Here is a 21,740-nt window from a genome sequence, read left to right on the forward strand (position 1 = left end):
TTAAAGATTAAAGATTAGCGGCACACTAACTTTACACATTAAACTTTAAACCAAATTTTAACCCTTTAAGGCTTTCACCATCACTTTATCAATCTTGACGCCATCCATATCGATAACTTCTAACTCAAATTTTTGCCAGATTAATTTCTCTCCTTGTTTGGGTATATGAGATAGTTCCGTCATTATTAATCCACTCACCGTAGTAACTTCATAATCATTGATTAGTTCATCTAACTCAAAGTACGTCAAGAAATCGTGCAACGAATAATGTCCGTCAACCAGCCATGTTCCATCTTCTCTTTCAATTAACTGAAAATCATCTTTATAAAAATCCGAAGCATCACCAACCAGCGCTTCCAGAATATCATTCAGTGTAATAACACCCTGAAAAACACCATATTCATCAGATACAAATGCGTAATGTATTCCGGTTTTTTTAAAATTCTCTAACGCTACATACGCCGTGGTTTGCTCCATCATAAAGGGAGCTTCGGTCATAATATCAGCCAAATTGAAATTTTGGTTCTCAAAATGGGCAAAAATATTTTTTAGGTTAACAACCCCTACAATATCATCATAATTCTCACCGTAAACAGGATAAATAGAATGCAACTCTTTAAGCATAAACTCTCTAACCTGTTCTTTATCTGCATGAAAAGGTAGAAAAACTACTGATTTTCTATGTGTCATCAAAGAATTTATTTTCCGATCACCAATATGAAAAACGCGTTCCACAATATCTTGCTCTATTTCCTGAACTTCGCCTCCTTCAGTTCCTTCTTTGATAATCGCTCTAATTTCTTCTTCTGTAACTTTGCCGTCAGCTGTTGGTTTTATTTGTAAAATACTCAACAAAAATTCCGTTGAATGCGTCAACATCCAAATGAATGGAGCCATAATTACCGAAATAATTTTCATGGGTAATGCCACTGTTTTTGCAATGCTTTCCGGATGATTTAAACCAATTCTTTTTGGCAGTAATTCCCCTAAAACCATAGAAAAAAAAGTTAAAACCACTACAACAATCCCAACAGAAACAGAATGGGCATACGGTTTGAGTATCTCAAAATTATTGATGTAAGTTTCGACGTCAAATGTGATTTTATCCCCACTATAAATACCGGTTAGAATCCCTATCAAGGTAATTCCTATTTGTACGGTTGATAAAAATTTGTTTGGAGAATTTGCTAATTCCAATGCAATTTGAGCATTTTTATTCCCTTTTTTTGCAGAAGTTTCTAATCTATTTTTACGTGCCGAAATCAATGCGATTTCTGACATGGAAAAAATTCCATTAAGCAGTATTAGAAAAAATATTATTAGTATTTCCAATTTCTTAGTTGATTCGTTTGTGTATTAAAATGTGATTCCTCCATTTTTTGTTTTGAAATCGGTTGTTTGTAACCTCAATTTTATGGCCCAGATAACAGTGAAAATCCCGCAAAAAAAACCTTTTTCTTGTCAAAAAAGAGCGACCTAAGGAAGCTCCTTTTTAGGACTTAGAAAAAAAAATTTCGAGGACTTACAACGTACCACTGGAACTGCTCCTATAAATGATCAATAACGTTACTTACTCTTTGGGTAATTTCTGCAATGGTACCAATTCCGTTTACTGCGTGAAATTTCCCTTGTCCCTGATAATAATCCATTAATGGCACTGTTTTTTCGTTGTATTCCTGGTAGCGATTTCTGATCTTTTCTTCGTCTTGATCGTCAATTCTGCCACTTGTTTTTCCTCTTTCTAACAATCGTTGTACCAGGATTTCGTCATCAGCTTCGAGTGCAATTGTTGCGGCAACAGTCGAACTAATTGAAACAAGAAATGCATCTAAATCTTTGGCTTGTGATAGTGTTCTTGGATATCCGTCAAATAAAATTCCGTTTGTGTCTGGATGTTTATTTACCTCATCAATCAACATTTTTGTCGTCAATTCATCCGGTACTAAATCCCCTGCATCCATATAAACTCTTGCTTGTTTGCCTAATTCTGTGTCGTTTTTTAAATTAAAACGAAATACGTCGCCCGTGGAAATATGCGTTAATTTGTACTTGTCTTTCAAAAATTCTGCTTGAGTTCCTTTTCCTGCTCCTGGTTTTCCAAATAAAACAATGTTAGTCATAATGTGTTGGTAATTATTCTTTTAGTTTATATACTTCGGATAAATTTCTTCCTAAACCATCATAATCCAAACCAAAACCTACAATAAATTTATTTGGGATTCGAATCCCAATATAATCTATTTTGATATCTTTTGTGTATGCCTCTGGTTTGAAGAAAAGTGTCGCTATTTTGAAATGCTTTACATTTTGTTTTTTGAATAATTCTTTGAGTTCCACTAAAGTATTTCCGGTATCTACAATATCCTCTAGTATGATAACGCTACGTCCAGTCAAATCCTGATTTAATCCGATTAATTGTTTTACCTCATTTGTGGTAGAAGTTCCTTCATAAGAAGCCATTTTTATAAAAGATACTTCACATGGTTTTTTATACTGTTTCATAAAATCAGAAACGACCATAAAAGCTCCGTTTAATACACCTACAAAAACTGGTATTTCATCAGCGAAATCATCTTCTATTTGCGCCACCATTTTAGCAATGGCAAAATCAATTTCTTTAGCAGAAATAAACGGAACAAATTGTTTGTCGTGAAGTTGTATCATTATTTTCGTTTTTAAAATAATGTGCAAAGATACAGAATTCGGATTTGTGAATTGATAAATGAGAATTAATTTGTAATTTTAAGTAAATTTCACATAAAAGGACCTCAAAATGTATTGAAAGCAACAAAAGTTATAATAAAAATTCCGAAGAAAATAAAATTGTGTTTTCGGATTCCATCATTATAAAGTATCTTTGCTCAAACATACAATTACACCATGAATTATTTTTCTTCTGATTTCAAATTAGGAATTCTCGGTGGCGGACAACTGGGCAAAATGCTATTGTTTGACACCCGAAAGTTCGACATACAAACCTATGTTTTGGATCCAAGTGATGAAGCACCTTGCAAAATAGCTTGTGACCAATTCTTCAAAGGGGATTTAATGGATTTTGAAACCGTATATAACTTTGGTAAAAAAGTAAGTGTTTTGACTTTTGAAATCGAATTAGTCAATCTGGAAGCTTTGGTAAAACTAGAAGAAGAAGGGTTAAAGGTATTTCCTTCGCCAAAAACGTTGAAACTCATTCAAAACAAAGGAATTCAGAAAGATTTTTACATTCAACATGCCATCCCAACCGCAAATTACAAACGATTTCACAATTTAAAAAGTCTCGTTGTTGATATTCTGGATTCGAAAACAAAACTACCGTTTGTATGGAAATGTACGGAATTTGGTTATGATGGAAATGGCGTAAAAGTGATTCGACACATTTCGGATTTGGATAATTTAGCCAATGTAGAATGCATTGCCGAAGAAATGATTCCGTTCAAAAAAGAATTAGCTGTCATCGTTTGTCGCAATCCTTCCGGTGAAATAAAAACGTATCCTGTGGTAGAAATGGAATTTCATCCCCAAGCCAACCAAGTAGAATATGTGATTTGCCCAGCTCGAATTGATGATACAGTAGCCGAAAAAGCAAGAGCTATCGCATTGAATGTTTCTAAAAAATTCAATCATGTGGGATTATTAGCCGTAGAAATGTTTCAAACCGAAGACGATGAAATCCTTGTGAACGAAGTGGCTCCACGCCCGCACAATTCAGGTCATTACTCGATTGAAGCCAGTTATACCTCGCAATTTGAAAATCATTTGCGTGCCATTCTAGATTTGCCTTTAGGGAATACAGACAGTAAAGTAGCCGGGATCATGGTAAATCTAGTGGGCGAAGAAGGTTTTTCAGGAGATGTAGTCTACGAAAACATCGAAAAAATACTGGGATGGAATGGTGTTACGCCACATATTTACGGAAAAAAACAAACGCGTCCCTTTAGAAAAATGGGACACGTAACCATCGTAAATGAAGACATCAACGAAGCCCGAAGAATTGCTGAGGATGTAAAGAATACGATTAGAGTGATAAGTTAATTAAAAGATTGAAAAAATTAAAGATTGAAAAATTCAAAAAATTAATTAAATTGAATTTCTCAAAAATCTTTAAATGCTTAAATCTTTAAATCTTTAAATAAGAAACAATGAAAGTAGCCGTAATAATGGGAAGCATCTCAGATATGCCGATCATGCAAGAAGCCATAGATATCCTAAAAGCATTTGAAATCGAAATTGAAGTCGATATCGTTTCGGCACACCGAACGCCTGAAAAATTATTTGATTTTAGCATGAACGCACATACTCGCGGTATTTCTGTGGTTATTGCCGGTGCTGGTGGCGCGGCACATTTACCCGGAATGGTCGCTTCAATGTCGCCACTTCCCGTAATTGGCGTTCCTATAAAATCCAGTAATTCAATCGATGGCTGGGACAGCGTTTTATCCATTCTGCAAATGCCAGGTGGCGTTCCCGTAGCAACCGTAGCCTTAAATGGCGCCAAGAACGCAGGTATTCTTGCCGCTCAAATCATAGGAAGTCACAACAAAAGTGTCCTAGAGAAAGTAATTAAGTACAAAACCGGATTGAAAGAAGCCGTCAATATCGCTTCCCAAAGCCTCCAAAAATAAAAAAAGCTCCATTACGGAGCTTTTTTTATGAATTCAAATAGTGAAATAATTTATTCTGCATCAACAACAATTTCAAGAACTCCTTCAAATTCTGATGCAATAATGTCCTCTCTGCTTAACCAGTATTCAGAAGTTGTAATCGTATAATTCACATTATCCGTGGTCTTAACATCCCATAAAATATCTTCCGCTTCCGAAAAAGGGACGTTTTCAGTCATTGGCAGATCGAACAATCTTTTGATCAAATTACTGCCCGATAAACCGTTGTTTAATAATTTCAGAATATTTTCTTTAGTCAATTCGCTTTCATTTTCACCTTCGACCGGGACCAAACTGCATTCAACAATCGTCGCTTTTGCATTAGGAAAAGTACCGTTGTAAGCTTTGAAAAGCAATTGATTGATATGAAACAATGTTGAATGCAATCCAATTTCGGGATATTCTTCACATACTTTATCTAAAAGCATATCGTTTGAAATTTGCTGAATTTGACCTTCATTCAAATCTTCTGATAATTTGTATTCCAATAGTATTGCAGCGGCATCTTTTGGTTCGAAATCACTTATTGCCATAAACAATAATTCCCTTAAACTGGCAGCATCCCCATCAGCAGCATCCGGATAATCAAACTTTCCCAAGAGTTTTATATAATCCTCATTTGTCCAATATTCTTCAACCTCATCAACAGTATTCGCTCTATTTATTGTAATTTGATAATTCATCTTTTCTTTTAGTTTATTATATTTTTTTCGGTTCATTTTTTACAAAACCAATCATTTTTTACAATTTAAGGCTTTATTACTGCCAAATGAAATAAATAACATTTAAATAACACTTTTGAATCCGCTATTTTGGCCCAAATCAATTCCTTGGACAAACACATTTTTTTTATTAAATCCGTACCTTTGATTTCTTTAAACATCAAATTATTTTTATTACAAAATACAAATGAGCATCCTAACACACCCTTTCAATACAAAGTACAATACTGCACCTTTTTCGAAAATTAAAAATGAAGATTTCCTTCCTGCTTTTCAAAAAGGAATCGAATTGGCAAAAGCCGAAATCGATGCGATTGTACAAAATCCGATAAAACCCACTTTCGAAAACACGATTGAAGCATTAGCGTTCAGCGGCGATGTTTTGGACCGAATCTCAAGCATCTTTTTCAACTTGAATTCAGCCGAAACCAATGACGAAATTCAAAAAATCGCTCAGGAAGTTTCGCCTCTGCTCTCTGAGTTTGGCAACGATGTGCGTCTTAATCCGGATTTATTCGCACGAGTAAAAACAGTGTATGAGCAACGAGAAAAACTGAATCTCAATCCGGAGCAAACCACGCTTTTAGACAAAAAATACAAAAGCTTTTCCAGAAATGGAGCGAATTTACCGGAAGATAAAAAGAATCAATTGCGAGAAATTGATAAAGAATTATCAAAATTGAGCTTGCAGTTTGGCGAAAATGTTTTGACCGAAACACAGGCCTATCAACTGCATATTACTAACAAAACAGATTTAGCCGGTTTGCCAGAGGGAACTATCGAAGCCGCTCGTTCATTGGCTAAAAGCCAAGAAAAAGAAGGATGGATTTTCACATTGGACTATCCTAGTTATGTTCCGTTTGTGACCTATGCTGACAATCGGGAATTACGCATGGAAATGGCAATCGCTTTTGGTGCCAAAGGTTTTCAAAATAACGAATTTGACAATCAGGAAATTGTACTAAAAATTGCCAAATTGCGTTTTGACAGAGCGCAAGTTTTAGGTTATGCTACGCACGCTCATTTTGTACTTGAAGAAAGAATGGCCGAAAGTCCGGAGAAAGTAAAAACCTTCTCGAATGATTTATTAGAAAAAGCCAAACCGGCAGCTTTGAAAGAATTTGCACAATTGACCGCTTTTGCAAAAGAGCTTCACGGAATCGAGCAACTTCAAAAATGGGATGGTGCGTATTATTCGGAGAAATTGAAGCAGCAATTATTCAATTTGGATGATGAAATTTTAAAACCGTATTTTCAATTAGAAAAAGTTTTGAACGGTGCTTTTGCAGTAGCGCAAAAATTATACGGAATTACTTTTGAAGAAGTTTACGAAGTAGATAAATACCATGAAGAAGTAACAACATACGCAGTAAAAGATGAAGACGATCAATTAGTTGCGGTGTTTTATGCTGATTTCTTTCCAAGAAAAGGCAAACGAAACGGAGCTTGGATGACTTCTTTTAAATCGCAATATGTTAAAAAAGAAATTAACGAAAGACCTCATATTTCTATTGTTTGTAATTTCACGAAACCTACCGAAACAAAACCATCCTTATTAACTTTTAACGAGGTAACAACTTTATTTCATGAATTTGGTCACGCGTTGCACGGAATGTTAGCCAACACGACATATCCAAGTTTGTCCGGTACTTCAGTATATTGGGATTTTGTGGAATTACCAAGTCAGATTCTGGAAAACTGGTGTTACGAACCGGAGGCCTTGGCGTTGTTTGCCTATCATTATGAAACCGGCGAAATGATTCCGATGGAATTAGTCCATAAAATTAAGGAAAGTGCCAGTTTCCAGGAAGGAATGGCAACGATGCGTCAATTGAGTTTTGGGTTATTAGATATGGGCTGGCATGCACAAGATCCATCTAACATCAAAGACATCAAATCTTTTGAAACCGAACAATTTGCAGCCACACAATTGTATCCTGAAGTAAAAGAAAATGCGATGAGCACTTCTTTTTCACACATATTTCAAGGCGGGTATTCCTCGGGTTATTACAGTTATAAATGGGCCGAAGTGCTGGATGCTGATGCTTTTGAATATTTCCAAGAAAAAGGTATTTTTAATAAAGAAGTGGCCACCAATTTCAAAGAAAACATACTTTCAAAAGGCGGAACAGAACACCCTATGATTTTGTATAAACGCTTCAGAGGACAGGAACCAAAACCGGAAGCTTTGTTACGAAGAGCAGGATTGGTTTAGAAACAAACTTATTGGAAATCCGAAGTAACAGGCTTCGGGTTTTTTCAATAGTATTTCACATACCTACAAAAAATTAAAACCAACAAAAAAATGAGTTTCTTATAAGCCGAGTGGAATAATTTAGCCCTGAATTAATTATATGGTCAATCCGGAAATTCTAGAGAAATATGTCCCAAAAGGAACAGAAATCGATTGATGGAACGGCAAATGTTATGTTAGTTTTATTGGTTTCTTGTTCGAAAACGTGCGCGTTTTAGGAATGAAGATCCCGTTTCTTTCTGATTTTGAAGAGGTCAATCTTCGTTTTTACGTTAAGCGTTTTGAAAATGGTGTATGGAAAAGAGGTGCCGTTTTTATCAGCAAAATTGTCCCAAAACATACTATTACACTTGTTGCAAATACGTTTTACAATGAGCATTATAGAACGCTACCGATGAAACACGTTTTGAAAGTCAATGGAAACTCCCGAGAATTTATATACCAATGGAAAGTAAAAAACAAATGGAATACGATTCAGGTAACAACCCAAAAAAAACCCATTGCAATTGCACCGGATTCCGAAGCTGAGTTCATTACGGAGCATTATTTTGGGTATACCAAAATCAACGAAAATGCAACTTTTGAATACGAAGTCACGCATCCCCGATGGCAACAATTTGAAGTAACGAAAAACGAGTCAGTAATTGATTTCGAAGGCGTTTACGAAAAAGAATTACTTACGGATTAATTAACTACAACGAAACGGTTACCTGGCGCGGTAAATATTTTGGTTTCTAAAAACCCCTTATTCCTTTTATCCTCGAAAGAAACAAAGTATTAAAAGCTTTGTCTGAAAATAAACAGTAAAAACCAACACACTACGTACACAAAGACCAAACTACTTCAAAAATTCTCGAAAATTATCTTTAATCAACACTAGAAAAATATCCTATTCACCAAATTAATACTATTATTAGTGAACGTACTCACCAATTAAGTGCTTTTTAAAATAATAAAAGTAACAACCACCAAACTATCGGAATGCTTTCAACACAAAAAGAAGTATAATATTTTGATCGTTTTTCATTGGCAAAAATCAAAAATAATGAAATCATCAGTACTAAAATGAAGTTTACAATCAATTGATCTTTATCTAAATTACTTTTAAAAAACTCCAATAAATAAAATGGAATCAAAAGTAACAGTCCCAATATTTTGGTACGGTTTGCTCCTATTTGTTGGGGTACGGTTTTAAGATGCGGATCGTCATGTGCCATATCAATGATTTCAAAAACAAGCACCAATACAAAAATCAAGATAAAGCGTTGCATGCATTTTAGATAGAAATCTATGGTTATTGGGATGCCCGCATCTAAAATTGGGAGTCCTAGCGTGACACCCACCCAGCACAATGCTACGATATAAATTTTGACACCAGCCCAATTTCTTGCGTTTTTTTTATTTGGAAAAAAAGGAAGCGTATACAACAAGGTAATACTCAAAAAAACAATAGCGGTAATTTGCGTCACTCGTTCCAGCATAAAGAAATAATAGCCTACAAATAGAAGGGAGCAAAAACTAAACAAAGCAATCCCTTTTAGTTCCTTGCGCATTTTTATCTTTTTGGATCGAGCCAAAGCATCGTATTTCACAAAATTATACCCCACAATAGTTCCAAAAAAAACAAAATTAGCAACTGGTTCACCTACTGGAATGTGGAACATATAGTGCGTCATTCGGACCAAAGCATAACACGATAAACCCACGTGAATACTACTATTAATATAAAAATCGAATATTTGTTTAAAAAACCTCATTAGACAAAATTAATCAAAGTGTTAATAAGAACGGCTTTTAGTTGAAAAATTCACAGAAAATCCGATTAAAAAAGGCAATTAATAGCATATTAATATTTAATTTTACAGCCTTTTAAAACAAGAAACACACAACCTATTTTATATACAATGAAAACAGACGCTTTTGCATTAAGACACATTGGCCCTAGAGAAAATGATTTAGAACACATGTTAAAGACAATTGGGGCAGCAACGCTGGAACAATTGATTCAGGAAACGATTCCAAGTGACATTCGTTTAAAATCTGATTTAGATTTAGAACCTGCAATGACCGAATATGAGTTTGCAAATCACATTCAGAAATTAGGGAATAAAAATAAAGTTTTTCAATCCTACATTGGTTTAGGATACAATGCCGCAATTATTCCTGCAGTGATACAAAGAAATGTATTTGAAAATCCAGGATGGTATACTGCCTATACGCCGTATCAAGCCGAAATTGCGCAAGGCCGTTTAGAAGCCATTTTGAATTTCCAAACGATGGTTATCGAATTAACCGGAATGGAAATTGCGAATGCCTCTTTATTAGATGAAGGAACTGCAGCCGCAGAAGCAATGGCACTGCTTTTTGACGTTCGCTCTCGGGATCAAAAGAAAAACAACACCAATAAATTCTTCGTTTCTGAAGAAATATTACCCCAAACTTTATCCGTTTTACAAACACGTTCCACGCCAATTGGTGTCGAATTAGTACTAGGAAACCATGAAACATTCGATTTTTCATCGGACTATTTTGGAGCAATCCTTCAATATCCGGGAAAATTTGGGCAAGTACATGATTATACTGCCTTTATCGCTAAAGCAGCTGCAAACGAAATAAAAGTAGCTGTTGCCGCTGATATTTTGAGTTTGGCTAAACTGACACCTCCCGGAGAAATAGGCGCTGCTGTTGTTCTTGGAACAACACAACGTTTTGGAATCCCGCTAGGATACGGTGGTCCGCACGCAGCTTATTTTGCAACAAAAGACGAATATAAAAGAAGTATGCCAGGAAGAATCATCGGCGTGACAGTTGATACGGATGGAAACCGCGCCTTGCGTATGGCGTTGCAAACCCGTGAGCAACACATCAAACGGGATAAAGCGACTTCTAACATTTGTACCGCTCAAGTATTATTATCCGTTATGGCCGGAATGTATACCGTGTATCACGGACCAAAAGGATTGCAATATATTGCAAATAAAGTACATGCTTCAGCAGCGACATTGGCTAATGCATTAGAAAAATCTGGTTTCCAGCAAATGAACACTGCTTTCTTTGACACCATTGTCATCAAGGCTGACGCTAAAAAAGTAAAAACAATTGCAGAAGAAAACGAAATTAATTTCTATTACATTGATGATAATACGATTTCAATTTCCTTAAACGAGACGACAAGCATTGCTGATTTGAATAAAATTATTGCTGTTTTCGCTTCTGCAAATGGGACTCCGCTTACACTGATTGAAACGTTATCAAAAACCAATCATTTTCCTGAAAACGTAAACAGAACATCAACGTTTTTACAACACGATGTTTTCAATAAACATCACTCAGAAACAGCTTTGATGCGTTACATCAAAATGTTAGAACGAAAAGATTTAGCGTTGAATCACTCGATGATTTCATTAGGGTCTTGTACCATGAAACTGAATGCCGCTTCAGAGATGTTGCCGTTAAGCATGCCACAATGGAACAATATTCACCCGTTTGCACCACTTGATCAAGCGCAAGGATATCAGGAGATGTTGGCTAAATTAGAAAACCAATTAAACGTCATTACTGGTTTTGCAGGAACAACATTACAACCTAATTCAGGTGCTCAAGGCGAATATGCCGGATTAATGGTGATTCGTGCGTACCACCAGTCAAGAGGAGATCACCACAGAAACATTGCTTTAATTCCATCATCCGCGCACGGAACAAATCCTGCATCAGCAGCGATGGCAGGAATGAAAGTAGTGGTAACTAAAACATTGGAAAACGGAAATATTGACGTAGAAGATTTACGCGAAAAGGCAGTTTTACACAAAGACAATCTTGCCTGTCTGATGGTAACCTATCCATCGACTCATGGAGTTTTTGAAAGTGCCATTAGAGAAATCACACAGTTAATACACAATAACGGAGGCCAAGTATACATGGATGGTGCGAATATGAATGCGCAAGTTGGATTGACAAATCCTGCAACTATTGGCGCTGATGTATGTCACTTGAACCTACATAAAACATTCGCGATTCCTCACGGCGGCGGCGGACCAGGAGTAGGACCTATATGCGTTGCACCACAATTAGTGCCGTTTTTACCTACTAATCCTGTAATTCCAACTGGTGGAGAAAACGCGATAACAGCAATTTCTGCCGCACCTTGGGGTTCCGCATTAGTGTGCTTGATCTCTTACGGCTATATCTGTATGCTAGGAGCCGAAGGGTTGAAACAATCTACTCAATATGCCATTTTAAACGCCAACTATATTAAAGAGAAACTAAACGGTCATTATGATACGTTGTATTCTGGAGAAATGGGTCGTGCCGCACACGAGATGATTTTAGAATGCCGTCCTTTCAAACAAAAAGGAATTGAAGTTACTGATATTGCAAAACGCTTGATGGATTACGGTTTCCATGCACCTACGGTTTCTTTCCCAGTGGCAGGAACATTAATGATTGAACCTACAGAAAGTGAAAACCTGGAAGAGTTAGATCGTTTTTGTGATGCCATGATTGCAATCCGTAAAGAAATTGAAAACGCAACATTAGAAGACAAAAACAATGTTTTGAAAAATTCGCCCCACACATTAGCCATGCTAACTACTGATATCTGGAATTTTCCTTACACTCGGGAACAAGCCGCTTTCCCATTAGATTATATTGCCGAGAATAAATTCTGGCCAACCGTACGAAGAGCAGATGATGCCTATGGAGACCGAAACTTAGTTTGTTCCTGCGCACCAATTGAAGCCTATATGGAAAGTTAAACCACCACAAAATGTCTCGAGAAATCGAGACATTTTTTTTGCGCAATAAAATTACCTGACCAGAGAAGCCCCTTGATCAAAAAAAATGAAAAAGAGTTTTTTTAACTTAAAAGAAGTAAGAAATAAAAATCGCATCAAAACATTCCTTTTACAATAAAAAATTCAATATTTTAGCCAATAAATTATTATTTCACAATTATATGCATGCATAGTAAATATTGTGACTGTACTAATTTTTTAATGATTAATTTAGCATAAATTTTGGAAAATTAACGCAATGAAAATAAAAATAGCTGGAATAGGAAGTTATATTCCTGAGAAAAAAATAAGCAATACAGATTTTGGCGAACATGTTTTTTTAAACGAGGATGGAACTGCTTTTGGTTATCCAAACGAAGTAGTCATTAATAAATTTAAGGGCATTACCGGAATTGAACACCGGCGCTATGCAGAGGATCATTTAAACTCCTCCGATCTCGCTTTTTTTGCCGCTCAAAAAGCAATAAAAAATGCTGGAATTGATCCTGAAACAATAGATTACATCATCTTTGCTCATAACTTTGGCGATGTAAAATACGGCACAAGCCAGTCCGATATGCTTCCAAGTTTAGCCACACGTGTCAAACACAAGCTACAAATAAAAAACCCAAAATGTGTTGCATACGACATCCTTTTTGGCTGTCCCGGATGGATCGAAGGCGTACTTCAAGCCAATGCTTACATCAAATCCGGCATGGCAAAACGTTGCTTGGTTATAGGTTCAGAAACGCTTTCCAGAGTAGTCGATGCGCATGACAGGGATTCCATGATCTACTCAGATGGTGCTGGCGCTTCTATCATTGAAGCTTCAGATGATGACACCGGTTTGTTAGCGTATGAAAGTGCCACCTATGCAAATGATGAAGCCAACTATTTATTCTTTGGAAAATCCTACAATCCTGATTTAGATCCGGACATTCGCTACATAAAAATGTACGGACGTAAAATCTATGAATTTGCATTAAATCATGTCCCTGCAGCCATGAAAAGTTGTTTAGACAAAAGCGGACTAGGTATTGATGATGTCAAAAAAATTCTTATCCATCAGGCTAACGAAAAAATGGACGAAGCAATCATACAGCGTTTTTACAAATTATACGACAGAACAGTTCCTAAAGACATCATGCCCATGAGTATCCATGAACTGGGAAACAGCAGTGTTGCTACCGTTCCAACTCTTTTTGACCTGCTCATCCGAGGCAAAATAGAAAATCAGGAAATACACAAAGGAGATGTTATGATTTTTGCCTCGGTTGGAGCAGGAATGAACATCAACGCCTTTATTTACCGATATTAATTCTTTTTAGGAAATTGTAATCAGGAGCTAATCCGGCTGTCCATTACAATTCCTCACTACAAAACTTGTTTTTCTAAGGTGCAATAAAGCTTCTTTTAGTCGCTTTTTGCACCTTGAAAAACTACATTTTGAAGCTCCGGGATTTTCATTGCCATCCGGGCTAAAAAACAATCTTCAAAAACACATTTATTACTATATTTGTGCCTTCGTTCCCCAGCGGACAAATCAAAAAAACATGTACGAAAAAACGTTTCCCAATAAAAGATTCAAACATACTTTAGAATTTCTAAAAAAACATGTCTCCTCCTCAGAGACCATCTTAGACTTAGGCGTTGAAAACCCTTTCTCTAAAATCATGAAATCCGAAGGATTTACAATTACAAACACAACCGGAGAAGACTTAGACAAGGACCAATCCGTATTTTTAAGAGAACAAAAAGAGGTTGTAACCGCTTTCGAAATTTTTGAACATTTACTAAATCCTTTCACTATTTTAAACGAAATAAAATCGGATAAACTTTTTATTTCTATACCATTGCGACTGTGGTTTTCTCCAGCTTACCGCAGTAAAACAGACCCCTGGGATAGGCATTACCATGAATTTGAAGACTGGCAACTCGATTGGCTATTAGAAAAAACAGGCTGGAAAATAATAGACCGGCAAAAATGGACCAATCCCGTTAAAAAATTTGGAATTCGTCCCTTATTAAGAAAGTTTACCAACCGATATTATATTGTTTACGCTGAAAAAATCAAATAGATTAACGATTTCTGATTTCTGATTTCTGATTAACGACTTGCAACAAATCGTTAATCTGAAATTTAAAATCTAAAATCTAAAAATTTTTAAATGAATTATTACATTGTTATTCCGGCCCATAACGAGGAAGCATTTATTGCTTTAACGCTAAATTCTTTGATTTCGCAAACCATTTTGCCCAAAAAAGTAGTCGTAGTCAATGACAATTCTACTGATAAAACGGCCGAAATAGTTATGGCTTTCGCCAAAGAAAATCCGTTTATCACATTGGTCACTAAAACCTCCCAAGCAATTCATTTGCCGGGAAGTAAAGTTATTCAGGCCTTTCACAAAGGTTATGAAACATTAGATGAAAATTATGACGTAATCGTGAAACTGGATGCCGATTTAATTCTGCCCAACAACTATTTTGAAACTATTTTAAACATTTTCGAAAAAGATACAACAATAGGAATGGCAGGCGGATTTGCTTATATCGAAAAAAATGGCACATGGATTCTGGAAAATCTTACTGACAAAGACCATATTCGTGGCGCATTCAAAGCCTATAGAAAAGCATGCTTCGAGCAAATAGGTAATTTAAAACCGGCAATGGGTTGGGACACCGTAGATGAATTACTATGTAAATTTTACGGATGGAAAGTCATTACGGACACTTCATTACTGGTAAAACACCTAAAACCAACTGGCGCTAATTACAATAAAACTGCACGTTACAAACAAGGCGAAGCATTTTATACTTTAGGCTACGGCTTTTTAATCACTTCCATCGCTTCGGCAAAGCTGGCAATAATGAAGAAAAAACCGCTACTATTTGTAGATTACATCAGCGGTTATTGGAAAGCTAAAGCAGCTAAAACTCCATTATTAGTTACAGAAGAACAAGCAAAATTCATTAGAAAATATCGTTTAAAAAAAATGAAGGAAAAGCTTTTTTAGCTTCCAAAATCAAAAACTGCTAAATTGAAAGATATAACTCCTTACAATTTTTGTAATTTAGCCCATATTCGCAAAACTTATGATGCTCATTCGATATATAACACAGATAGGAAGATACTTCCTAATGCTGAGAGAAATTTTTAATAAACAGACCAAATGGTCTGTGATGAGAAATTTAATTTTCAAGGAAATTGATGATCTAATCATTGACTCTCTTGGTATTGTTGCCTTTATCTCTTTTTTTGTTGGAGGTGTAGTTGCTATACAAACTGCTTTAAATCTAACTAACCCATTAATTCCAAAATATCTTATCGGTTTTGCGACACGACAATCCGTAATATTAGAATTCGCACCCACTTTTATCTCCGTGATTATGGCCGGAAAAATGGGTTCGTTTATTACCTCCAGTATAGGAACCATGAGGGTTACCGAACAAATTGATGCCTTAGAGGTGATGGGTGTAAACTCCTTAAATTACTTGGTTTTTCCTAAAATAATCGCCTTATTATTATACCCATTCTTAATAGGAATTGCTATGTTTCTGGGAGTTTTGGGAGGCTGGATGGCAGGCGTTTATGGTGGTTTTATCTCTAGTACTGAGTTTATAAATGGCACACAGATGGATTTCATCCCGTACCACATTGTTTATGCATTCATAAAGACACTGATATTTGCCATGTTACTGGCCACAATCCCCTCTTTTCATGGCTATTATATGAAGGGCGGTGCGCTTGAAGTAGGTAAAGCCAGTACCGTTTCTTTTGTTTGGACATCAGTTTCCATAATACTATTCAATTATATACTAACACAGTTGTTACTAGGATCATGATAGAAGTACAAAACATAGAAAAATCATTTGGTGGAAATAAAATTCTTAAAGGTATTTCTACGGTTTTTGAAACCGGAAAAACCAATTTAATTATTGGACAAAGTGGATCCGGAAAAACAGTTTTGCTCAAAAGTCTTTTAGGCATTCATACTCCAGAATCTGGAACAATTTCATTTGATGGTCGAATTTACTCGGAATTAACGTCTGACGAAAAACGAGAACTTCGCACTGAAATTGGAATGGTTTTTCAAGGAAGTGCTTTATTTGATTCCATGACTGTAGCTGAAAATGTTGGCTTCCCATTAAAAATGTTCACTAGAGACAATAAAGCAAAAATTCAGCAGCGCGTAGATTTTGTATTAAAAAGAGTCGATCTTACTGACGCCCATAAAAAACTCCCTTCGCAAATTTCAGGAGGAATGCAAAAACGCGTTGCTATTGCCCGCGCCATTGTAAACAACCCCAAATACTTATTTTGTGATGAACCTAACTCTGGTTTAGACCCAAATACAGCTATTTTGATTGATAATCTTATCAAAGAAATCACTGAAGAATACAACATGACAACGGTTATCAATACACATGATATGAACTCCGTAATGGAAATTGGGGAGAAAATTCTATTCCTGAAAGATGGTTTAAAAGCCTGGGAAGGAAACAAAGAAGAAATTTTCAGAACCGATAATGAGGCTGTTGTCGCCTTTGTTTATTCTTCAAATTTATTCAAAAAAGTACGTGAAGCGTATTTGAAAGCGTAAAAAGCTAGCTTGACCTCAACAACTCCACCTCAGCATTAGGATTGAATAAATAGGTTTTTCCAGAACTCATTTCCAGACACTCAAAGCGCTTAGTTCTTACGGCAATTTTCTTGAATATCTTTCCGTTTTGGATTCGAAAAACACTACCGTATGGGATTTCGAATACATAGTTTTTGTCATTTTGCTGGTCAAATTGTTTCAGGGCTAATGCCAAAGTAGCATCAGTATCGCTGCTGGCTGTAGGATTTTTGAAATGTCGAGCTAACAAAGGCAACAAATGATTCGGAAAAATTTCTGGTCGAATATAAGGAATCATCAACCGTTGAAAAGAATATTTCCATTCGTCCCCATGCGGCTTAATATTTCTGCCGAACTTTTCAAACGCAACCAAATGCGATATTTCATGAATCAACGTAATCAAAAAATTGTATTTATTGAGATTTGAATTTACCGTGATTTCATGCTTCCCGTTTAAGCCTTTTCGATAATCACCATGACGTGTCTGACGCTCGTTGACAATCTTAAGATGCACTTGATTAGCAACAATAAGTTCAAAAACGGGTTTTACCGCATGCTCTGGAATAAATCTGGCTAAGGTTTCGCTCAAAATAGACGTGAGTTATAAATTAAGGATTCGTAGAAGAAACTTGCAACACTTTACCATTGAAATATTTATTTCCAGTTAAAGTAAAATCATAAATATAATTAGCCATTTCACCCGCTGATATTGGCGCTTGATATCCCGGAAAAGCTTCTGCCAACATTTCTGTTTGCACGGAACCCAAAGCCAAAACATTGAAAGAAATCCCGCGTTCTTTATATTCTTCAGCTAATAACTCTGATAACGTAATCACGGCTCCTTTACTTGAACTATACGCTGCTAATCCAGCAAACTTTAAACTTCCCTGAATCCCACCCATAGAACTTATGGTTACTACATGGCTTCCTTTTTGCAGATAAGGCAGGCAAATTCGAGTCAAATTAGCCACTCCAAAAACATTGACCTTATAGATGTTTTCGAAATCTTCCTGAGTCGTTTCTGAGAAAGGTTTCAACAATAAACTTCCGGCGTTATGAATGACTGCATCTATTTGTTTCCAAGACTTAGAAAGGAAATCACTTACTTTCACTAATTCAGATTCATTGGACAAATCAACTGAAAGACAGATAATATTCTCGTTGCCCAATAAAGCTTGAGGAATCTTTCTGGATATGGCTAGTACTTGGTGTCCCGCATTGGCAAATTGCAATGCCAATTCAAATCCTATTCCTCTACTCGTTCCTGTGATGATAATATTTTTCATGTAGCAAAAATAAACAAAAACGACAAAAAAGTAAGGCTTTAGGCAAAGGATTGTTGTTACAATAAAAATTAAAAATTTCAGGAATTTTACTTATTTTTGACAAACCAAATTAACATCAGATTTCAAGAAAAATGACCGAAAGCATACAATTCGAAACTGCAAAAATGAGTGACATTGATGGAGTATTGGTATTACAAGAATTGTATCTTGTAGTAAATTTATCCGAAGAAGAAAAAATTTCTGGATTTGTTACTACGCCATTTTCAATACTACAACTAACCGAAGTTATTCAAAAATCAGAATTATTTATTGCCAAGAAAAACAACAAAATCATTGCTTACATTTTTGCAGGAAGTTGGGAGTTTTTCCAACAATGGCCCATTTTCAATTACATGAGCTCCTTGTTTCCTGAATTACACTTTTTAGATTTTAAAATCACCACAACAAATAGTTTTCAATACGGACCCATTTGCATTCACAAGGAATACCGTGGCAGGGGATTGATCAAACCATTGTTTGAATTCATGAGAATACACATGGCACAAAAATATGCGTTGGGTTTGACATTTATCAATAAAATAAATATCCCGTCTATGAAAGCGCATACCGAAAAACTGAAATGGACCATTATTGGGGATTTTCAGTTCAATAATAATGACTATTCTATATTAGCGTATAATATGAATCAGCCGGTTTCTAAAACTATTTAAGCAATACGATTTCTTGTGTTGGCGTATTTGCCATTTGCGTTACAGCGGGTAATAATTCTTGAATAAAAGAAGTCATGTGAGGAATATCCATCGCTTTGAAATCATCCGAAACATGATGATAAAAGTCAAAATTTTCAAAATCGAATGTACTCACTGATTGGCAAGGCACCTTAAAAACATCATAAAAAGAGAAGTTATCGGATCTGTAAAATAATTTATATTCGGCTTCTTTTGGAAGAAAACCTATCGTATTTTTTCCAGTATATTCATTGATTTTTCCTGCCATATTGGATTTATCAAAACCAGTAATATAAGCTAGATACGCTCTTTTCATTGGCACACCAATCATTTCAATATTGAATTGAGAATACAATTTAAAATCTTGCGCTTTCAGTTTTTTGGCTAAATGCTTAGAACCTAATAACCCTTTTTCTTCTCCTGCAAAAAATACAAAAAGAATACTTCGCTTATTGTTTTTGGTTATGCTAAAATATTTTGCCATTTCAGCAACTGCAGTTGTTCCTGAAGCGTCATCATTGGCACCATTGTTTATAAAATCTCCCTTCACTCCTTTTTTATCCAAGCCAATATGATCGTAATGTGCGCTTAGCATTATAAATTCATTTTTAAGAACCGGATCGTTCCCTTCAACAAAACCGACGATATTAAAAGCGGTTCCCTTAAAAGTGGATAATGTATCGCGATACGATTTGAAATAAGGTTTTACATTGTTGTCTTTAAAAAACTGCTCTAAATAATCCGCCGCTTTTACCATTCCTTCTTTTCCGGTTTCCCTTCCTTCCAGTTCATCCGAAGCTAAATATTTTAATGTTTTAGCAACGTCATTTTCTGATATTTTATAGTCAATATCAACTGGTTTTTTTTGCGTCTTACTAGCTGTTTGGGCAATAATAACTTGAGTTGACAGACAACCTAAGAAAATTAAAAAAAGAGATAGGAATGCTTTTTTCATGATATTGAGATTTCTATTTTATAAAAGGGTTTTATTTAGATAATATTTCTTGTAGACTTTACCCATTTGAACAAGAGCCAAAACCACAAAAAATGACGGAATTACTACTGGCATTACATATTGATAAAAACTGGTTGTGTTTTTAGATAAGGTATTTAATATCAAAACTAAACTTAACATCCCAAAAAATGTGCCTACCAAAGTTCCTGCAATATAATACAGTTTGAGCTTATTTACAATGGAAATATAATCCCCATTTATCAAATAGAGATTCCAGCCGGTCCAAAACGGCACTTGAAGAAAATTGATACAATTCAACAATACACCAATAAGGAAAGGAGAACACATAGCATAACTCTCTAAAATCCCTTGTTCTTCCATTATTTGACTGGAATTAGCATAAAAAGAATACCCTAAAATCAACAGAAAGAGAACGGCAAAAAAATCAATAATTTTCATTAATTTTTTATTGTTTACTAATTGCTTTGCGAAAATTAAAGTGAGATAAATTACAACCATCTCTACGAAAATCACTCCTAATAAAAAGAAAACCAAGCTATTCATTCCTAGCTTTGAATAGATTTCGAAACCAATAACATTCAAATAACCCAAGGGTATCGAGCCGATAAAACTCACTAAAAAACCAACAAAAATGTTCTTTAATGCCTTCATTATTTTAGAAATTTACAATTTTATAGCTTTGTTTCAGATGCATTCTGTATTCTTTCATCCCCTCTTTATGCCCTAAATATGGAGTGCCATTTTTATGGTTTGCCACACTTATTTCGTACATGTAGGTAATGTGACGCGCAAGTTCTTTCCAGGCAAAAAACAAAGAATTTTTTGGATCATAAATGTGGGTGGGCTCACTTGCAGCTCCATTCAGCTCCACAACTGAAAAGTTCAATCCTTGTTCTAATTCTTCAATAGTATTGTACATCACATCCATTCTCCCAAAGTAGAAACCAGGAATTTGCAAACACATTTCGTTAATAGTCTGTGTCAATTTTGGTGTGACCCAATGGCTTCCATCAATGAATTTTGCGCCTCGTGCATGATTCCCATACGGCACCAGATTCAATTTTTCTCCTTTTGGAAGAATCTCGAGTAGTTTTTTTCCGTATTCTTGTTTCAAAACCTTTAATTGCAGTTCGTATCGCGGATTTTCTTTGATTAATTCTTCTACGGTAGAGAATCCGGTTCCGGTAATAATCAGAAATTCTTTAGAAACAATTCCAGTAATTCTACCGGTTTTTTCATGAGGATAACGCACATAAAAAATCCCGACTTCATTGTCAAACGGAATTAAATCCTGCACTACATAATCAAAATTTGCTTTTTCAGCATATTCTTTTAAATCTTGAACATTGTTAATTTTTTTGACTCCGGAGCCTCGCAGTCCAATATCTGGTTTTGCAATCAAAGGATATTTTATTTTTGATACTTGAATCGTCTTTAAAATTTCTTCAAGAGTAGTTCCTTCTTTTATTAATTCCGTTTTTGGGTAATAGTGTTGTGGAATCAAATTGTAGATTTGTTTTTTGGACTCCATCATAAAACCGCCATTTTTTATGGTTGGATTAGACGCATTAAAGAAAAAAATAGATTTTGCCTTGATGGAATAATAGGACCAAAGAAAATAAATTGGAATATACACAATCTGGAAAGGCCAGTATTCCCAATGCGTAACTTTATAAAAAAATAGTTTGATTCGCCTGTTCGTCATAACTCGGGTCAATG

Annotated in this window: 21 protein-coding genes; 11 read left to right on the plus strand and 10 right to left on the minus strand. The window is 35.5% G+C overall.

Going from position 1 to position 21,740, the window contains the following annotated elements; genetic code table 11:
• Positions 1-57: 57 nt before the first annotated feature.
• The 3 genes from EKL95_RS01265 to hpt all read right to left on the minus strand — a co-directional run bounded on the left by EKL95_RS01265 (position 58) and on the right by hpt (position 2,664).
• Entirely contained in the window at positions 58-1,332 is a 1,275-nt protein-coding gene (locus EKL95_RS01265) for a hemolysin family protein (RefSeq protein WP_126554578.1), read from the minus strand.
• A gap of 215 nt (positions 1,333-1,547) precedes the next feature.
• Positions 1,548-2,120 (minus strand): adenylate kinase, encoded by a 573-nt coding sequence (locus EKL95_RS01270; protein WP_126458770.1) that lies wholly within the window; start codon positions 2,118-2,120, stop codon positions 1,548-1,550.
• A gap of 13 nt (positions 2,121-2,133) precedes the next feature.
• Positions 2,134-2,664, minus strand: a complete 531-nt coding sequence (hpt, locus tag EKL95_RS01275) for a hypoxanthine phosphoribosyltransferase (RefSeq protein ID WP_126458767.1) — start codon at positions 2,662-2,664, stop codon at positions 2,134-2,136.
• Positions 2,665-2,880: 216 nt separating this feature from the next.
• Between hpt and EKL95_RS01280 the strand changes: the two genes are divergently transcribed.
• The gene (locus EKL95_RS01280; RefSeq protein WP_126458763.1) at positions 2,881-4,032 is read left to right on the plus strand and encodes a 5-(carboxyamino)imidazole ribonucleotide synthase; all 1,152 of its coding nucleotides are present in this window, start codon (positions 2,881-2,883) and stop codon (positions 4,030-4,032) included.
• Positions 4,033-4,139: 107 nt separating this feature from the next.
• Entirely contained in the window at positions 4,140-4,622 is a 483-nt protein-coding gene (gene purE / locus EKL95_RS01285) for a 5-(carboxyamino)imidazole ribonucleotide mutase (RefSeq protein WP_126458759.1), read from the plus strand.
• A gap of 50 nt (positions 4,623-4,672) precedes the next feature.
• On the opposite strand, the gene EKL95_RS01290 is transcribed toward purE, so the two are convergent.
• On the minus strand, positions 4,673-5,380 hold the full coding sequence (locus EKL95_RS01290) for a hypothetical protein (RefSeq protein WP_231507387.1): 708 nt from the start codon (positions 5,378-5,380) through the stop codon (positions 4,673-4,675).
• A gap of 190 nt (positions 5,381-5,570) precedes the next feature.
• Between EKL95_RS01290 and EKL95_RS01295 the strand changes: the two genes are divergently transcribed.
• Both EKL95_RS01295 and EKL95_RS01300 read left to right on the plus strand, forming a co-directional pair.
• Positions 5,571-7,598 (plus strand): M3 family metallopeptidase, encoded by a 2,028-nt coding sequence (locus EKL95_RS01295; protein WP_126563362.1) that lies wholly within the window; start codon positions 5,571-5,573, stop codon positions 7,596-7,598.
• Positions 7,599-7,842: 244 nt separating this feature from the next.
• Positions 7,843-8,325, plus strand: a complete 483-nt coding sequence (locus EKL95_RS01300) for a DUF2071 domain-containing protein (protein WP_304984559.1) — start codon at positions 7,843-7,845, stop codon at positions 8,323-8,325.
• Between the two features lie 256 nt (positions 8,326-8,581).
• Here EKL95_RS01300 and EKL95_RS01305 read toward each other — a convergent pair whose 3' ends face one another.
• Entirely contained in the window at positions 8,582-9,394 is an 813-nt protein-coding gene (locus EKL95_RS01305; protein ID WP_126563363.1) for a hypothetical protein, read from the minus strand.
• 147 nt (positions 9,395-9,541) lie between these two features.
• Here EKL95_RS01305 and gcvP point away from each other — a divergent pair, with 147 nt between their 5' ends.
• The 6 genes from gcvP to EKL95_RS01335 all read left to right on the plus strand — a co-directional run bounded on the left by gcvP (position 9,542) and on the right by EKL95_RS01335 (position 17,013).
• A complete protein-coding gene (gene gcvP, locus EKL95_RS01310; protein WP_126451778.1) occupies positions 9,542-12,391 on the plus strand; it encodes an aminomethyl-transferring glycine dehydrogenase in 2,850 nt (949 codons plus the stop codon).
• A 277-nt stretch (positions 12,392-12,668) separates the two neighbouring features.
• Positions 12,669-13,727: a 3-oxoacyl-ACP synthase III family protein gene (locus EKL95_RS01315; protein ID WP_126451777.1), complete on the plus strand. Its 1,059-nt coding sequence runs from the start codon at positions 12,669-12,671 to the stop codon at positions 13,725-13,727.
• 235 nt (positions 13,728-13,962) lie between these two features.
• Positions 13,963-14,487 carry a methyltransferase gene (locus tag EKL95_RS01320; protein ID WP_126451776.1) on the plus strand — a complete coding sequence of 175 codons (525 nt, stop codon included), beginning with the start codon at positions 13,963-13,965 and terminating at the stop codon, positions 14,485-14,487.
• Between the two features lie 90 nt (positions 14,488-14,577).
• The gene (locus EKL95_RS01325; RefSeq protein WP_126563364.1) at positions 14,578-15,426 is read left to right on the plus strand and encodes a glycosyltransferase; all 849 of its coding nucleotides are present in this window, start codon (positions 14,578-14,580) and stop codon (positions 15,424-15,426) included.
• 79 nt (positions 15,427-15,505) lie between these two features.
• Positions 15,506-16,255, plus strand: coding sequence for an MlaE family ABC transporter permease (locus tag EKL95_RS01330; RefSeq protein WP_126451774.1), 750 nt, complete (start codon positions 15,506-15,508; stop codon positions 16,253-16,255).
• Positions 16,252-17,013, plus strand: coding sequence for an ABC transporter ATP-binding protein (locus tag EKL95_RS01335; RefSeq protein WP_126458733.1), 762 nt, complete (start codon positions 16,252-16,254; stop codon positions 17,011-17,013). Before EKL95_RS01330 ends, EKL95_RS01335 begins: the two co-directional genes overlap by 4 nt.
• 4 nt (positions 17,014-17,017) lie before the next feature.
• Here EKL95_RS01335 and EKL95_RS01340 read toward each other — a convergent pair whose 3' ends face one another.
• Both EKL95_RS01340 and EKL95_RS01345 read right to left on the minus strand, forming a co-directional pair.
• Entirely contained in the window at positions 17,018-17,620 is a 603-nt protein-coding gene (locus EKL95_RS01340) for a SprT-like domain-containing protein (RefSeq protein ID WP_126563365.1), read from the minus strand.
• A gap of 19 nt (positions 17,621-17,639) precedes the next feature.
• Positions 17,640-18,317 carry an SDR family NAD(P)-dependent oxidoreductase gene (locus EKL95_RS01345; protein WP_126451771.1) on the minus strand — a complete coding sequence of 226 codons (678 nt, stop codon included), beginning with the start codon at positions 18,315-18,317 and terminating at the stop codon, positions 17,640-17,642.
• Between the two features lie 131 nt (positions 18,318-18,448).
• Between EKL95_RS01345 and EKL95_RS01350 the strand changes: the two genes are divergently transcribed.
• Positions 18,449-19,027 (plus strand): GNAT family acetyltransferase, encoded by a 579-nt coding sequence (locus EKL95_RS01350; protein WP_126563366.1) that lies wholly within the window; start codon positions 18,449-18,451, stop codon positions 19,025-19,027.
• Here EKL95_RS01350 and EKL95_RS01355 read toward each other — a convergent pair.
• From EKL95_RS01355 to EKL95_RS01365, 3 genes are read right to left on the minus strand one after another with little or no spacing between them, the layout of a single operon-like run.
• Positions 19,020-20,000, minus strand: a complete 981-nt coding sequence (locus EKL95_RS01355) for a M28 family peptidase (RefSeq protein WP_126563367.1) — start codon at positions 19,998-20,000, stop codon at positions 19,020-19,022. The genes EKL95_RS01350 and EKL95_RS01355 overlap by 8 nt on opposite strands.
• Before the next feature lie 18 nt (positions 20,001-20,018).
• A complete protein-coding gene (locus EKL95_RS01360) occupies positions 20,019-20,672 on the minus strand; it encodes a hypothetical protein (RefSeq protein WP_126563368.1) in 654 nt (217 codons plus the stop codon).
• A gap of 4 nt (positions 20,673-20,676) precedes the next feature.
• On the minus strand, positions 20,677-21,726 hold the full coding sequence (locus EKL95_RS01365) for an ATP-grasp domain-containing protein (RefSeq protein ID WP_126458720.1): 1,050 nt from the start codon (positions 21,724-21,726) through the stop codon (positions 20,677-20,679).
• Between the last annotated feature and the right edge of the window lie 14 nt (positions 21,727-21,740).

Source organism: Flavobacterium sp. LB2P53 (assembly GCF_003970305.1).
Lineage (GTDB): Bacteria > Bacteroidota > Bacteroidia > Flavobacteriales > Flavobacteriaceae > Flavobacterium.

Bases quoted from the DNA above. Each gene is read 5' to 3' on its own strand.
- EKL95_RS01270 (WP_126458770.1), bottom strand. From the start codon at position 2,120: ATGACTAACATTGTTTTATTTGGAAAACCAGGAGCAGGAAAAGGAACT.
- hpt (WP_126458767.1), bottom strand. From the start codon at position 2,664: ATGATACAACTTCACGACAAACAATTTGTTCCGTTTATTTCTGCTAAA.
- EKL95_RS01280 (WP_126458763.1), top strand. From the start codon at position 2,881: ATGAATTATTTTTCTTCTGATTTCAAATTAGGAATTCTCGGTGGCGGA.
- purE (WP_126458759.1), top strand. From the start codon at position 4,140: ATGAAAGTAGCCGTAATAATGGGAAGCATCTCAGATATGCCGATCATG.
- EKL95_RS01290 (WP_231507387.1), bottom strand. From the start codon at position 5,380: ATGAACCGAAAAAAATATAATAAACTAAAAGAAAAGATGAATTATCAA.
- EKL95_RS01295 (WP_126563362.1), top strand. From the start codon at position 5,571: ATGAGCATCCTAACACACCCTTTCAATACAAAGTACAATACTGCACCT.
- EKL95_RS01305 (WP_126563363.1), bottom strand. From the start codon at position 9,394: ATGAGGTTTTTTAAACAAATATTCGATTTTTATATTAATAGTAGTATT.
- gcvP (WP_126451778.1), top strand. From the start codon at position 9,542: ATGAAAACAGACGCTTTTGCATTAAGACACATTGGCCCTAGAGAAAAT.
- EKL95_RS01315 (WP_126451777.1), top strand. From the start codon at position 12,669: ATGAAAATAAAAATAGCTGGAATAGGAAGTTATATTCCTGAGAAAAAA.
- EKL95_RS01320 (WP_126451776.1), top strand. From the start codon at position 13,963: ATGTACGAAAAAACGTTTCCCAATAAAAGATTCAAACATACTTTAGAA.
- EKL95_RS01325 (WP_126563364.1), top strand. From the start codon at position 14,578: ATGAATTATTACATTGTTATTCCGGCCCATAACGAGGAAGCATTTATT.
- EKL95_RS01330 (WP_126451774.1), top strand. From the start codon at position 15,506: ATGATGCTCATTCGATATATAACACAGATAGGAAGATACTTCCTAATG.
- EKL95_RS01335 (WP_126458733.1), top strand. From the start codon at position 16,252: ATGATAGAAGTACAAAACATAGAAAAATCATTTGGTGGAAATAAAATT.
- EKL95_RS01345 (WP_126451771.1), bottom strand. From the start codon at position 18,317: ATGAAAAATATTATCATCACAGGAACGAGTAGAGGAATAGGATTTGAA.
- EKL95_RS01350 (WP_126563366.1), top strand. From the start codon at position 18,449: ATGACCGAAAGCATACAATTCGAAACTGCAAAAATGAGTGACATTGAT.
- EKL95_RS01355 (WP_126563367.1), bottom strand. From the start codon at position 20,000: ATGAAAAAAGCATTCCTATCTCTTTTTTTAATTTTCTTAGGTTGTCTG.
- EKL95_RS01360 (WP_126563368.1), bottom strand. From the start codon at position 20,672: ATGAAGGCATTAAAGAACATTTTTGTTGGTTTTTTAGTGAGTTTTATC.
- EKL95_RS01365 (WP_126458720.1), bottom strand. From the start codon at position 21,726: ATGACGAACAGGCGAATCAAACTATTTTTTTATAAAGTTACGCATTGG.